Source organism: Prescottella equi (assembly GCF_002094305.1).
GTDB lineage: Bacteria > Actinomycetota > Actinomycetes > Mycobacteriales > Mycobacteriaceae > Prescottella > Prescottella equi.
Window position 1 is genome coordinate 444417 of sequence record NZ_LWTX01000001.1, and the last position, 13324, is coordinate 457740.

At 67.4% G+C, this 13324-nt stretch carries 13 protein-coding genes; 8 read left to right on the forward strand and 5 right to left on the reverse strand.

Annotated features, from left to right (window positions below):
- Positions 1–12 precede the first annotated feature (12 nt).
- A complete protein-coding gene (locus A6I89_RS02245) occupies positions 13–906 on the reverse strand; it encodes a siderophore-interacting protein (protein ID WP_022596979.1) in 894 nt (297 codons plus the stop codon).
- A gap of 555 nt (positions 907–1461) precedes the next feature.
- On the opposite strand from A6I89_RS02245, the gene nrdH reads away from it, so the two are divergent.
- From nrdH to nrdF, 4 genes are read left to right on the forward strand one after another with little or no spacing between them, the layout of a single operon-like run.
- Positions 1462–1695, forward strand: a complete 234-nt coding sequence (nrdH, locus tag A6I89_RS02250; protein WP_005518946.1) for a glutaredoxin-like protein NrdH — start codon at positions 1462–1464, stop codon at positions 1693–1695.
- A gap of 57 nt (positions 1696–1752) precedes the next feature.
- Positions 1753–2211 (forward strand): class Ib ribonucleoside-diphosphate reductase assembly flavoprotein NrdI, encoded by a 459-nt coding sequence (gene nrdI / locus A6I89_RS02255; RefSeq protein WP_022596977.1) that lies wholly within the window; start codon positions 1753–1755, stop codon positions 2209–2211.
- Positions 2169–4355, forward strand: coding sequence for a class 1b ribonucleoside-diphosphate reductase subunit alpha (gene nrdE, locus A6I89_RS02260; protein ID WP_005518948.1), 2187 nt, complete (start codon positions 2169–2171; stop codon positions 4353–4355). Before nrdI ends, nrdE begins: the two co-directional genes overlap by 43 nt.
- Positions 4356–4401: 46 nt before the next feature.
- The gene (gene nrdF, locus A6I89_RS02265) at positions 4402–5409 is read left to right on the forward strand and encodes a class 1b ribonucleoside-diphosphate reductase subunit beta (RefSeq protein ID WP_005518949.1); all 1008 of its coding nucleotides are present in this window, start codon (positions 4402–4404) and stop codon (positions 5407–5409) included.
- 78 nt (positions 5410–5487) lie between these two features.
- On the opposite strand, the gene A6I89_RS02270 is transcribed toward nrdF, so the two are convergent.
- Entirely contained in the window at positions 5488–5982 is a 495-nt protein-coding gene (locus tag A6I89_RS02270; protein WP_022596975.1) for an RDD family protein, read from the reverse strand.
- Positions 5983–6116: 134 nt separating this feature from the next.
- On the opposite strand from A6I89_RS02270, the gene A6I89_RS02275 reads away from it, so the two are divergent.
- Positions 6117–6503: a VOC family protein gene (locus A6I89_RS02275; protein ID WP_013416643.1), complete on the forward strand. Its 387-nt coding sequence runs from the start codon at positions 6117–6119 to the stop codon at positions 6501–6503.
- Positions 6504–6515: 12 nt separating this feature from the next.
- Here the strand turns inward: A6I89_RS02275 and A6I89_RS02280 are convergent, their stop codons facing one another.
- From A6I89_RS02280 to A6I89_RS02290, 3 genes are read right to left on the reverse strand one after another with little or no spacing between them, the layout of a single operon-like run.
- The gene (locus A6I89_RS02280; RefSeq protein ID WP_022596974.1) at positions 6516–6992 is read right to left on the reverse strand and encodes an NUDIX hydrolase; all 477 of its coding nucleotides are present in this window, start codon (positions 6990–6992) and stop codon (positions 6516–6518) included.
- A gap of 9 nt (positions 6993–7001) precedes the next feature.
- On the reverse strand, positions 7002–8006 hold the full coding sequence (locus A6I89_RS02285; protein WP_022596973.1) for an ABC transporter substrate-binding protein: 1005 nt from the start codon (positions 8004–8006) through the stop codon (positions 7002–7004).
- 46 nt (positions 8007–8052) lie between these two features.
- Positions 8053–9054 (reverse strand): ABC transporter substrate-binding protein, encoded by a 1002-nt coding sequence (locus A6I89_RS02290; RefSeq protein WP_037086169.1) that lies wholly within the window; start codon positions 9052–9054, stop codon positions 8053–8055.
- 365 nt (positions 9055–9419) lie between these two features.
- Here A6I89_RS02290 and ctaD point away from each other — a divergent pair, with 365 nt between their 5' ends.
- The 3 genes from ctaD (at position 9420) to A6I89_RS02305 (ending at position 13276) form a co-directional block, all read left to right on the forward strand.
- Positions 9420–11159 (forward strand): aa3-type cytochrome oxidase subunit I, encoded by a 1740-nt coding sequence (ctaD, locus tag A6I89_RS02295; RefSeq protein ID WP_084978807.1) that lies wholly within the window; start codon positions 9420–9422, stop codon positions 11157–11159.
- 144 nt (positions 11160–11303) lie between these two features.
- A complete protein-coding gene (gene serB / locus A6I89_RS02300; protein ID WP_044991308.1) occupies positions 11304–12530 on the forward strand; it encodes a phosphoserine phosphatase SerB in 1227 nt (408 codons plus the stop codon).
- Positions 12527–13276 (forward strand): aminoacyl-tRNA hydrolase, encoded by a 750-nt coding sequence (locus A6I89_RS02305; protein WP_005518958.1) that lies wholly within the window; start codon positions 12527–12529, stop codon positions 13274–13276. Before serB ends, A6I89_RS02305 begins: the two co-directional genes overlap by 4 nt.
- The last annotated feature ends 48 nt before the right edge of the window (positions 13277–13324 follow it).

Genomic DNA, 13324 nt, shown 5'->3' on the forward strand with positions numbered 1-13324 from the left:
CGTTTCGGGAGCCTAGAGTCCGGCGTCGTCCATTGCCGCGTCGACGGCGTCGCGGACCGAGTCGAAGTCGCCGCCCGATTCCAGGGCGGCGATCTGGGCGGACTCGATCTGTTCGCGCACCTGCTCGTAGCGCGCCGTCCACGCCTCCTTGTCGGCGCGCCAGTAGCCGAGGACGTGGTAGCGCTCGGTGGGCCGGCCGAGGTCGTGGCGCAGCCACCGGCGTATCGCGCGTGAGAGTCCGGCCTCGCCCGCGAACCACACGTAGCCCGGACCGTCCGGAAGGTCGTGCCGGCGGGCGGCCGTCGCGAGCGCGCTGGGGCCCACGCCGTTTCCGGTGCCGTGCAGCCACGTGTAGGTCACGTCGCCGGCGGTGTCGAATCGCTGCTCGTCGGCGGGGGTCGTGACCTCGGCGACGACGTGCACCCGGGCGCCGCGGGGCAACCCTTCGACGATGCGGCCCACCGCGGGTAGCGCCGTCATGTCGGCGAGCAGCAGCTGCCATGCGGTGTCGGGCGGTGGGCGGTACCAACCGGATGCGGTGGTGACACCCAGCGTCTGCCCCGGGCGGGCCTGCAGCGCCCACCGCACGGCGGCGCCGCCCTCGTGGACGGCGAAGTCGAGGTCCATCTCGAAGGCCGACGCATCCCACCGCCGCACCGTGTAACTCCGCATTTCCGGACGGGCGCCGTCGGCCGGGTAGTCGACGGCGGTTCCGATCCGCTGCGGGCGCGGGGGTGCGTCGTCTCCCGGGTTCGGGAACACCACCAGCAGGCGTTCGTCGGGGTCGCCGCTCGAAGCGAAGTGCCGCAGGTCGCCGCCCCGCAGGGTGATGCGTTGCATGTTGGGGGTGACGCGGACGACGTCCGAGACGGGTGCGAAGAGGTATGGGCTCGCATTGTCGGGCACGCTTCCCACCCTGGCACAGGGTGCCCGACCATGGGGCACCGCGTGACGGTTGGTTATCTGCCAGTTAACAGCATTGGCGGGGCCTCGGGTGATACCGATCGCGATGTATGGAGAGGATCTCGGCGTGTCGCGCTCGGCGTGTCGGAAGCGGGCTCCCGCAGGGGTTCGGGGGCGCGGCGTCGAGGTGGTGAACGGCGGCGCGCGGGCGGTGTGGTCGGCCCTGTCCGGCCGGTTCTGTGGCGCGGGTTACGCGCCCGCGCAGGCCGGCGGCGGCGGCGTGATCGAACTCACCTCCGCACGGCCACGGAAATGTGACCCGCGACACGCCGAAAGGCGGTTTCGTGGGGTGCTCCGGAAGCTGCCGACCTGCGAATATCAACCGTGTCACTCGCAAGATATCGGGTTGTGGGTTTCTGTCGGCCACAAGGTGTAGTGTCTACACAGCCGAGAGGGCACAACGGGAACGAATCAGATCCCGGGTACGAAAGTAGGCCTCATCCTCGGCAACAGAGTGCACATCCAGAGCTCGCCAGGCCGTGGAAAGAGGGACCCGTCATGAGCATCACCGTCTACACCAAGCCCGCCTGCGTTCAGTGCAATGCCACCTACCGTGCCCTCGACAAGGCCGGTCTCGAATACGACATCGTCGACATCTCCGAGAACCCCGAGGCTCGCGACTACGTGATGGCCCTCGGGTACCTCCAGGCCCCCGTCGTCGTGGCTGGCGAGGAGCACTGGTCGGGCTTCCGCCCGGACCGCATCAAGGACCTCACCGCAAACGCTGCCTGAGCCGCCGCGCCGCAGCCCCGCGGGGACGATCCACCTCGAGTGAAATGGTGAACGCCGATGGCTTCGCTGGTGTACTTCTCCAGCGCGTCGGAGAACACACACCGATTCGTCGAACGACTCGGTGTCCCCGCTACGCGCATTCCACTACGTGACCGCGAAGGCGCGTTCGAGGTCGACGAACCGTACGTCCTGATCCTCCCCACTTACGGGGGCGGCACGACGTCGACGGGACGCGACACGAGCTACGTGCCCAAGCAGGTCATCCGATTCCTCAACAACGAGCACAATCGCGACCTCATCCGAGGGGTGATTGCTGCCGGCAACACGAACTTCGGCGAGTCCTACTGCTACGCCGGGAACGTGATTTCACAGAAGTGTCGGGTCCCGTACCTGTACCGCTTCGAACTAATGGGAACAGCCGAGGACGTCGTCGCCGTGCGCGAGGGCCTCGCACAATTCATGGAGAGTGAACAGTGGCACCGACCATCACAGATTCAGCCCCGGCTGGGAGTGTAGAGCGCGCTGCGGCACAACCCGACGCGTCGGCGGGCGAGTTGGACTACCACGCGCTCAACGCGATGCTGAACCTGTACGGTCCGAGCGGCGAGATCCAGTTCGACAAGGATCGTGAGGCCGCCAAGCAGTACTTCCTGCAGCACGTCAACCAGAACACGGTCTTCTTCCACAACCTGGACGAGAAGCTCGACTACCTGGTCAGGGAGAACTACTACGAGCGTGAGGTCCTCGACCAGTACTCGCGCAACTTCGTGAAGTGGCTGATCGACCGGGCCTACGCGAAGAAGTTCCGGTTCCCCACGTTCCTCGGTGCCTTCAAGTACTACACGTCGTACACCCTCAAGACGTTCGACGGTAAGCGCTACCTCGAGCGCTTCGAGGACCGTGTGTGCATGGTGGCGCTCACCCTCGCGGCGGGCGACGAGACGCTCGCGACCGAACTGGTCGACGAGATCATCGCCGGACGCTTCCAGCCGGCGACGCCCACGTTCCTCAACTCCGGCAAGAAGCAGCGCGGCGAGCCCGTGTCGTGCTTCCTGCTGCGCATCGAGGACAACATGGAGTCGATCGGCCGTTCGATCAACTCGGCCCTGCAGCTCTCCAAGCGCGGTGGCGGAGTCGCCCTGCTGCTCACCAACGTTCGTGAGCACGGCGCGCCGATCAAGAAGATCGAGAACCAGAGCTCCGGCGTCATCCCGATCATGAAGCTGCTCGAGGACTCGTTCTCCTACGCGAACCAGCTCGGTGCCCGGCAGGGTGCCGGCGCGGTGTACCTGCACGCGCACCACCCGGACATCTACCGTTTCCTCGACACCAAGCGTGAGAACGCGGACGAGAAGATCCGCATCAAGACGCTGTCGCTGGGCGTCGTGATCCCCGACATCACGTTCGAGCTCGCGAAGAAGAACGAGGACATGTACCTGTTCTCGCCGTACGACGTCGAGCGCATCTACGGCGTGCCGTTCGCGGACATCAACGTCACCGAGAAGTACCACGAGATGGTCGACGACAAGCGGATCCGCAAGTCGAAGATCAAGGCGCGCGAGTTCTTCCAGACCCTCGCCGAGCTGCAGTTCGAGTCGGGCTACCCGTACATCATGTTCGAGGACACGGTGAACCGGGCGAACCCGATCGCCGGCAAGATCACGCACTCGAACCTGTGCTCGGAGATCCTGCAGGTCTCGACCCCGTCGACGTTCAACGACGATCTGTCCTACAGCCATGTCGGCAAGGACATCTCGTGCAACCTCGGCTCGCTGAACATCGCGCTGACGATGGACTCGCCGGACTTCGCGAAGACCATCGAGACCTCGATCCGCGCGCTCACCGCCGTCTCGGATCAGACGCACATCTACTCGGTGCCGTCGATCGAGCAGGGCAACAACGACTCTCATGCGATCGGCCTGGGGCAGATGAACCTGCACGGCTACCTCGCGCGCGAGCGGATCTTCTACGGCTCCGAAGAAGGCATCGACTTCACGAACATCTACTTCTACTCGGTCGTGTACCACGCGATCCGCGCGTCGAACCTGATCGCGAAGGAGCGGGGTACCCACTTCAAGGGCTTCCCGGAGTCCGACTACGCGTCGGGCAAGTACTTCGACAAGTACACCGACCAGGTGTGGGAGCCCAAGACCGAGAAGGTGCGGCAGCTGTTCGCCGACGCCGGTATCCACATCCCGACGCAGGACGACTGGCGCGAGCTGAAGGCGTCGGTGCAGCAGTACGGCATCTACAACCAGAACCTGCAGGCCGTCCCGCCGACGGGCTCGATCTCGTACATCAACAACTCCACGAGCTCGATCCACCCGGTGGCCGCGAAGATCGAGATCCGCAAGGAAGGCAAGATCGGTCGCGTCTACTACCCGGCGCCCTACCTGACGAACGACAACCTGGAGTACTACCAGGACGCGTACGAGATCGGGTACGAGAAGATCATCGACACCTACGCGGCCGCCACGCAGCATGTGGACCAGGGCCTGTCGCTGACGCTGTTCTTCAAGGACACCGCCACCACGCGTGACGTCAACCGCGCGCAGATCTACGCGTGGCGCAAGGGAATCAAGACGTTGTACTACATCCGCCTGCGTCAGATGGCCCTCGAGGGGACCGAGGTGGAGGGTTGCGTCTCGTGCATGTTGTGATCGCCAATTCTGAGACCCCGCAACGAAACTCGAAGAGGGAAGAACGATGACCTCCGCCCCTAACGTGCACTCTCCGGCCGACGGCACGCGCATCAAGCTGGTCGACCGCGTCTCGGCGATCAACTGGAACCGCGTCCCCGACGAGAAGGACTCGGAGGTGTGGGACCGTCTCACCGGCAACTTCTGGCTGCCGGAGAAGGTGCCGGTGTCCAACGACATCCAGTCCTGGGCCACCCTCACACCGAACGAGCAGCAGCTCACGATGCGCGTGTTCACCGGTCTGACGCTGCTGGACACCATCCAGGGCACCGTCGGCGCCGTCAGCCTCATCCCGGATGCGGTCACGCCGCACGAGGAGGCCGTGCTCACGAACATCGCGTTCATGGAGTCGGTGCACGCGAAGAGCTACTCGCAGATCTTCTCGACGCTGTGCACGACGCGGGAGATCGACGACGCGTTCCGCTGGTCGGAGGAGAACCCGAACCTGCAGCGCAAGGCGCAGATCGTCCTCGACTACTACAAGGGCGACGACCCGCTCAAGCGCAAGGTCGCCTCGACGCTGCTCGAGTCGTTCCTGTTCTACTCGGGCTTCTACCTGCCGATGTACTGGGCGTCGCGGGCCAAGCTGACCAACACGGCCGACGTGATCCGCCTCATCATCCGTGACGAGGCCGTGCACGGGTACTACATCGGCTACAAGTACCAGCGCGGACTCGAGCGGGTCACCGAGGCCGAGCGTGAGGAACTCAAGAACTACACGTTCGAGCTGCTGTTCGAGCTGTACGACAACGAGGTCGAGTACACGCAGGACCTGTACGACGAGGTCGGTCTCACCGAGGACGTCAAGAAGTTCCTGCGCTACAACGCCAACAAGGCGCTGATGAACCTCGGCTACGAGGGTCTGTTCCCGAAGGACGAGACGGACGTCAACCCGGCGATCCTCTCGGCCCTGTCGCCGAACGCGGACGAGAACCACGACTTCTTCTCGGGCTCGGGTTCGAGCTACGTGATCGGCAAGGCCGTCAACACCGAGGACGACGACTGGGACTTCTAGTTCCACCGCACTCTCCGCGGCCGAATGTCACACGCGTTCAGTTGGACTGAACCGGTGTGACATTCGGCCGTCGGCGTTTCACGGGGCGGTTCGGGGCGCCGTGACGTCCCGGCGTCGGACCACGGTGGGGGAGTTGTCGTAGTTGCCGAGCCACGGGCTGTCCGAGAAGGTGGCGACCGCGTCGAGGGCGCCGAGCAGCCACCACTTCAGCAGGTAGCCGAGGGTGGGCCAGGAGCCGTCGGACGGACGGATGACGCAGACGCCGAGCAGGAGTTTGCCGACGGTCGCGTGGACGATCCGCTGCAACACCACGCGATCGATGAGCGACGCGGCGATCCATCCGATCGGCAGTGCGAGCGCGGCCCAGTCCGCGACCGCCGGTATGTCCATCGCAACGGTCATCGCAGCCAGCCCGGCAGCGACGTGCAGGATCCAGTCGACGACGAACGCGATCGCCTGCCGCGCCTGCCGCGGCGACGGATAGCGCGGATCGTCCGACTCGCCGTGCTTGTCGGGGAGCGGCGGCGGAACCGCACCAGGGGGAGTGGTCGCGTCGAACTCGGATGTCGTCACCGGGAAAGGGTGCCGGACGCCACCGCGAAAGGCAATGGTGTGGGCGGGGTTTCGGCGGGCCGTTGAGTCCGGCGGTGCACCCGGCCTACTTTGGAGTGAGGTGACCCCAGTCGACGACGATCGAGGAGACGGCGATGACCGGTCGAGTAGTGCACTTCGAGGTCCCGTTCGACGACGGAGACCGAGCCCGCAACTTCTATCGGCAGGCGTTCGGGTGGAACGTCACCGAGATGCCGGAACTCGAGTACACGGGCGTGTCCACGGGTCCGGTGGCCGAGTCCGGGATGCCGGCCGAGCCCGGATACATCGGCGGCGGCATGTTCCAGCGGTCCGACCAGGCACCCCGGGGTCCGGTGATCACCGTCGACGTCGCCGACATCGATGCCGCGTTGGCGAAGATCGAGGCGCTCGGCGGCGCCACCGTCGCCGCGAAACAGCCCGTCGGCACAATGGGTTTCGCCGCCTACTTCCGTGATCCGGAAGGCAACGTCATGGGTCTGTGGGAGACCGCGCAGGGCTGAGTCGGGGACGGGTCAGTCCCTCGCGAACCAGGTGCGCTCGTCGTCGCGGAGGGCGGCCGCGATCCGCCGCCGCGACGAATCGGTGAGATTCGCGGGCAGGGCGTCGGGGGAGAACCAGCGCACGTCGAGGTTCTCGTCGTCGGCCACGCGAGCCTCACCCGCCACCGCGCGCGCAACGAAGCACACGTCCAGGTAGCTGGCGACGTCGCCGTTCGGGTAGGTGATCGGCCCCGCGGTGTCGACGCTGCTCACCCGGACCAGTTCGGCGTCGATGCCTGTCTCCTCGCGAACTTCGCGCAGCACCGCCGGACCCGGTTCCTCACCGGGCTCGAGGATGCCCGAGACCACGGCCCACTTGCCGTTGTCGGCCCGCCGGGTCAACAGCAGCCGTCCGGTGTCGTCGACCACGACGGCGCTCACACCAGGCAGCCACAGCGGGGCGTGCCCCACGTGGTCGCGGAGCGCCGCGACGAATTCCGGTACCGGCACGGTGAACTCCTAGGCGTAGCCGTTGAGGCTCGGCTGCAGATCGGCGAGGACGGCCCGCGCGGCGACGATGCCGTTCCCGCCGTTCCAGATCTCGTCGTCGACCGCGAAGACGCGCTTGTCGGGGACGGCGCCGAGGGCGTACCACTCGTCGGAATCCATCACGGACTTGCCGTGCTCGAGCCCGTCCGGGCCGTCGAAGCTGACGTAGATCACGTCGCCCTCCGCGGTACCGAGATCGTCGATCTCCTCGGCCGCGACCTCGAGGCGCTGGTAGGCGGGTCGCTGGACGCCCGCGTCGGCGAGGACCTGGCCCGAGAAGCTGCCCGGCCCCGTGATCGCGAGCGAATCGGCGCCGAACCGTACTACCGACGCCTGCGTCTGCCGGGCAGCGAGATCGTTCCCGATCCGTGCCGCGTCGGCGGTGTAGGCGTCGAGGGCCTGCCGGGCCGCGCCGGAGCGTCCCAGCGCCTCACCGGTCGCGAGGAAGCGGTTCTTCCAGAAGACAGCGTCGGCGCCGACGAACGCAGTCGGCGCGAGTGCGCGAAGTCGATCGACCAGCACCGGATCCGCGGGCGCGGCTCCGACGATCAGGTCGGGGGCGGACTTCGCGACGAGATCGACGTCGGGGGCGCCGGCCGGTCCGATGCCGGGCAGCGCCGCGACGCCCGGACCCAGGTACGACGGCTGCCCGTCGGCGCCGTCGGGGGTGACGGTGCCCACGACCCGGCCCTGCAGGCCGAGTGCGCACACCGCGTCCAGTGCGGCGGTGTCGAGGACGACGATCCGCTGCGGGTCGGCGGCGCCCGGGTCGGCGGGCGAGGGCTCCGCGCACGCGTTGCCGGTGTCGCGTTCGACGTTCACGACACCGGCACCGGCGATCTTGGTCGTCGTCCGCACGATGGTGCTCGCGTCGTCGGCGGTGTCGCTACCGCAGCCGGCGAGTCCCACGAGCGCCACGGTCGCGAGCGCGACGGCGGCGATACGGCGAGATCTGACGGGCTGGGCACTGGACAATGCGACGACTTCCTCTTCGGCGAGCGCGGCGTGTGGCCGCCTCAGGTTAGCCGTTGTGCGGGTCGACGCCGAAGGCCTCGGCGAGGTCGTCGAGGATCTTGTGCGCGCCCTGGATGCTGACCGGCGTCATCCACATCGCGTCGTCGACCTCGACGATGCGCCCCTTCAGCGTTCCCCACAGCGGGTTCTGGCGGAACGCCTCGGCGGCCTTGATCGACTTGCCTTCGGGATCCTCGTACGTCGCGACGAAGATGACGTCGGCCTCGGCGTCGGCCAGGCGCTCGGGGCTGATCGAGTTCATGATGCTGCCGGCGTCGGCGGGGTCGGCCTGCTGGCTGGCCGGGCGGGCGAGTCCGGCGTCGGCGAGAACGATGCCGCTGAACGACGTCGTCCGGTAGAGGCGAGCGGTCGGCTCGCCGGCGAATCGCACGACGGACACCGTGGGGTTGTTCGCCTTGGCGTTGATCTCGTCGCCGATAGCCTTGGCGCGGGCCTCGTAGTCGCCGATCTTCTGCTCGGCCAGATCCTCCTTGCCGAGCGCCTTCGCGACGAGGCGGATGTTGTCCTTCCACGTGGGGCCGGTCGACTGGGAGAAGACCGTCGGTGCCAGTGCCGACAGCGCCTCGTAGTTCTTGCCGTCGCGCACCTCGGCCGACAGGACGAGGTCCGGTTCGAGCTGGGCCACCTTCTCGAGACTCACGTTCTGCACCTTGCCGACCGACACCGCGTCGGCCGCAAACCGGTCACGGGCGTCGCCGAGGTAGTCGGGCAGGCCCTGCTCGCGGTAGTCGACGAAGCCGACGAGCGGCGACTCGAGCAGTAGCACGGCATCGGCGTAGCTGTTGTCGAGCGTGACGATGCGCTGCGGCTCGGCGTCGATGTTCGCCACGCCCCGGAAATGCTCGACGGTCCGCGGGAACCCGGTCGACTCGGTGGCCGTTGTATCGGCTGTGCTCTCGGTGGAGGAGCAGCCGGTGAGGGCGATGCTCACGGCAGCTCCCACGGCGGCGAGGGAAGTGAGGGTGCGGCGTCGGGCGAGTGTGTACACGAGATGGAACTCCAAGCGAGTGGAACGGACGAGCCGAGGGGATTAGGTAAGGAAAACCTTAATAGCATGGATGTGTCGTTGCTCTCGACAGCCGGGTACGACTCGGCGGTGAGGCCCGGCCCGCGCCGACACGCCGCGGGCCGGTGGTCGAGAGGTCCGATGGGGGACTAAAGCCCTGTTCGCGGCCTCGAGGCCCGAAGGTCGAAGGGCCCGAGTACGACAGGGAGTAGGACCCGGTCCGCGGTGCCCGAAAGCACCGTCTACGATTCGATGAGCGCAAGCCAGCGATCGCCTCTTCCGCCAGTCCGGGGTAGGCGCTCAGAGCGCGGCCTGCGGAGCGACCAAGGGCACATTCAGGAGGATCAGTGACTGCCGTAGCGCCCCAGCCAGTCCCGGAGATAGCAGCGAGGCCTTACCCGCCGCGGCAGGGACCCAAGGGCTCGTTCATCTACAAGATGGTGACGACCACCGATCCCAAGGTGCTCGGGATCATGTACCTGGTCACCTCTTTCGCGTTCTTCCTCATCGGTGGCCTGATGGCGCTGCTGATGCGTACCGAGCTCGCGGTGCCGGGACTGCAGTTCCTCTCGAACGAGCAGTTCAACCAGCTGTTCACGATGCACGGCACGATCATGCTGCTGCTGTACGCGACCCCGGTCGTGTTCGGCTTCGCCAACTACATCGTCCCGCTGCAGATCGGTGCCCCCGATGTGGCGTTCCCGCGTCTGAACGCGTTCAGCTACTGGCTGTACCTGTTCGGCGCCCTCATCACGACGGCCGGCTTCATCACCCCCGGTGGTGCTGCCGACTTCGGCTGGACCGCTTACACCCCGCTGACGAGCGCTCTGCACTCGCCGGGCGTCGGCGCGGACCTCTGGGTCCTCGGCCTCGCCGTCGCGGGTCTCGGCACCATCCTCGGTGGCGTCAACTTCATCACCACCATCGTGTGCCTGCGCGCACCGGGCATGACGATGTTCCGGATGCCGATCTTCACCTGGAACATCCTGATCACCAGCATCCTCGTCCTGCTGGCGTTCCCGCTGCTCACCGCTGCTTTCATGGGCCTGTTCGTCGACCGTCACCTCGGTGGCCACATCTTCGACCCGGCAACGGGTGGCGTCCTGCTGTGGCAGCACCTGTTCTGGTTCTTCGGTCACCCCGAGGTCTACATCATCGCGCTGCCGTTCTTCGGCATCGTCTCGGAGATCTTCCCGGTCTTCTCGCGTAAGCCGATCTTCGGCTACAGCGGCCTCGTGTACGCCACCATGGCCATCGCTGCCCTGTCGATCGCCGTGTGGGCGCACCACATGTACGCCACCGGCGCCGTGCTGCTGCCGTTCTTCTCCTTCATGACGTTCCTCATCGCGGTCCCGACCGGTGTGAAGTTCTTCAACTGGATCGGCACGATGTGGAAGGGCCAGTTGACGTTCGAGTCGCCGATGCTGTTCTCCGTCGGCTTCCTCGTGACCTTCCTCTTCGGCGGCCTCTCCGGTGTGCTGCTCGCGAGCCCGCCGCTCGACTTCCACGTCACCGACACGTATTTCGTGGTTGCGCACTTCCACTACGTGCTCTTCGGCACCATCGTGTTCGCCACCTACGCGGGTATCTACTTCTGGTTCCCGAAGATGACCGGCCGCATGATGGACGAGCGTCTCGCGAAGTGGCACTTCTGGACCACGTTCATCGGTTTCCACGCCACCTTCCTGGTCCAGCACTGGCTCGGTGCCGAGGGCATGCCGCGTCGCTACGCCGACTACCTGCCCACCGACGGCTTCACCACGCTGAACACGATCTCCACGGTCGGCTCGTTCATCCTCGGTGCGTCGACGCTGCCGTTCCTGTGGAACGTCTTCAAGAGCTACCGCTACGGCGAGGTCGTCAAGGTCGACGACCCGTGGGGCTACGGCAACTCGCTCGAGTGGGCCACCACCTGCCCGCCGCCGCGGCACAACTTCACCGAGCTGCCCCGGATCCGCTCGGAGCGTCCGGCGTTCGAGCTGCACTACCCGCACATGGTCGAGCGCATGCGCGACGAGGCCCATGTCGGTATCGGACACGGTGGCGGAAAGCACTCCACCGCGGTCCTGGAGGACACCAAGTCCTAGCGGACCGGAGGGTCCCTGCACTACCGGAAGGCCCCGCCCGTACTACGGGCGGGGCCTTTCCGCTGCTCTCGCGCCGACTTGGCAGAATGGGGAGCGGTATTTCATTGTCGAGTTGTTCGAGTTCGAACGGACGGAGTTCTCTCGGTGGGTGCGTCAGACGCCACGGTTCTGGTGACGGTTACTGGTCCGGACAGGCCCGGCGTGACGTCGGTGCTCTTCGCGGCGCTGTCGCGTCACGACGTGAGCCTGCTCGACGTCGAGCAGGTCGTGATCCGGGGGCGCCTGACCCTCGGCGTGCTGGTCGCGTGTCCCACCGACCCGGAGGCGCTCCAGGAGGAGCTCGAAGAGGCGATGGACACCGTCGGCATGAACGTCGACGTCGAGATCGGTGCCGACCCGGCGGGTCGGCAGCAGGTGTCCACGCACGCCGTCGTCGTGCTGGGCAGCCCGGTCAGTGCGCGGGCGTTCCGCTCGCTGTCGCGTGAGCTGGCCCGGCAGGGCGCGAACATCGACTCGATCCGGGGCGTCGCCGACTACCCGGTGACCGGCCTCGAGCTGATGGTCACCGCGTCGAGCACCGGCGCCGAGGCGGACAAGCAGTTGCGTACCGGGCTCGCGGAGGTCGCGGTCGGCGAGAACGTCGACGTCGCCGTCGAGCACGCCGGACTCGCCCGCCGTGCCAAGCGCCTCATCGTGTTCGACGTCGACTCCACCCTCGTCCAGGGCGAGGTCATCGAGATGCTCGCGGCGCGCGCCGGTGTGGAGGACGAGGTCCGTGCCGTCACCGAAGCAGCGATGCGCGGCGAGATCGACTTCACCGAGTCGCTGCACCAGCGGGTCGCGACGCTCGCGGGCCTCGACGCGTCGGTCATCGACGACGTCGCCGCCGACCTGCAGCTCACCCCCGGCGCGCGCACCACGATCCGGACGCTGCGTCGTCTCGGGTACCACTGCGGCGTCGTGTCGGGCGGGTTCCGTCAGGTGATCGAGGGGCTCGCACACGAACTCGAACTCGACTTCGTCCAGGCCAACACCCTCGAGATCGTCGACGGCAAGCTCACCGGACGCGTCGTGGGCGACATCGTCGACCGCGCCGCCAAGGCCGTCGCGCTGCGCAAGTTCGCGGCGGACGTGGGCGTTCCCATGGAGCAGACGGTCGCCGTCGGCGACGGCGCCAACGACATCGACATGCTCAACGCCGCCGGGCTCGGCGTGGCGTTCAACGCCAAGCCGGCGCTGCGCGAGGTCGCCGACACCGCGCTGTCGCACCCGTTCCTGGATGCCGTGCTCTTCGTGCTCGGTGTCACTCGGAACGAGGTCGAGGCGGCGGACGCGGTCGACGGCGTCGTGCGGCGCGTACCGATCGCATGACCCTCACCGGGGACGGGTTCGCGGCTCGGCACGGCGTACTCGCCGCCGGGTACGGCAGCCGTCCCGACCCGGAGGATCCCGCGCAGGTCCTCGCGATGCCGATGGTCCTGCACCTCCCCAAGGTCGATCCGCCCGCGCGCAGCGACCTGCTGGCCGCGGCGGCGTCCGCGACGGTCGCCCTGTGCCTCGACGAACGGGTCGGCCCCGACGACGACGGCGAGCCGGGCCCGTGGCAGGACGCGTTCCGGGAGTGGGCCGACGCGCGCATCCGCAAGGTGGCGCGTCGGGCGCGTGGCGCGCAGTGGCTGGCGGCGCAGGACGTCGACGGCGTCACCGTCGACGTCGCCGGCGCGCAGGCCCGAGCGCTGGTGCCGGGACCGGTCGGCGCGCTCGACCCGCGGATCCGCAAGCTGCAGATCGGCGGCACCGACCTCGAGCACGACGAGCCCGGACCGGTGCCGGACGGCGTCCCGACGCTGTGGGTGAACGCCTCGCTCGGCATGAGCGTCGGCAAGGCCGCCGCGCAGGTGGGGCACGCGTCGATGATCCTGGCCGGCGCGATGCCGGTGGAACGGGTGCGCCGTTGGGCCGCGGACGGCTATCGCTGCGCGGTGCGCGACGCCGACCCCGGGCAGTGGGCCCAATTGTGTGACGAAGTCGCTCGCGGTGCCGCCGTGGCGGTGCGTGACGCCGGGTTCACCGAGGTTGCGCCCGGTTCCATGACGGTGATCGCCCCGATCCCCTGATCGGCCCGCCGACACGCAGGTCCGGTCCGATCGGACCCTCCGGCGGGC

What these genes read in the sequence shown, in the direction of transcription:
- nrdH (WP_005518946.1), top strand. Translation starts at nt 1,462, where the DNA reads ATGAGCATCACCGTCTACACCAAGCCCGCCTGCGTTCAGTGCAATGCC.
- nrdI (WP_022596977.1), top strand. Translation starts at nt 1,753, where the DNA reads ATGGCTTCGCTGGTGTACTTCTCCAGCGCGTCGGAGAACACACACCGA.
- nrdF (WP_005518949.1), top strand. Translation starts at nt 4,402, where the DNA reads ATGACCTCCGCCCCTAACGTGCACTCTCCGGCCGACGGCACGCGCATC.
- A6I89_RS02275 (WP_013416643.1), top strand. Translation starts at nt 6,117, where the DNA reads ATGACCGGTCGAGTAGTGCACTTCGAGGTCCCGTTCGACGACGGAGAC.
- A6I89_RS02305 (WP_005518958.1), top strand. Translation starts at nt 12,527, where the DNA reads ATGACCCTCACCGGGGACGGGTTCGCGGCTCGGCACGGCGTACTCGCC.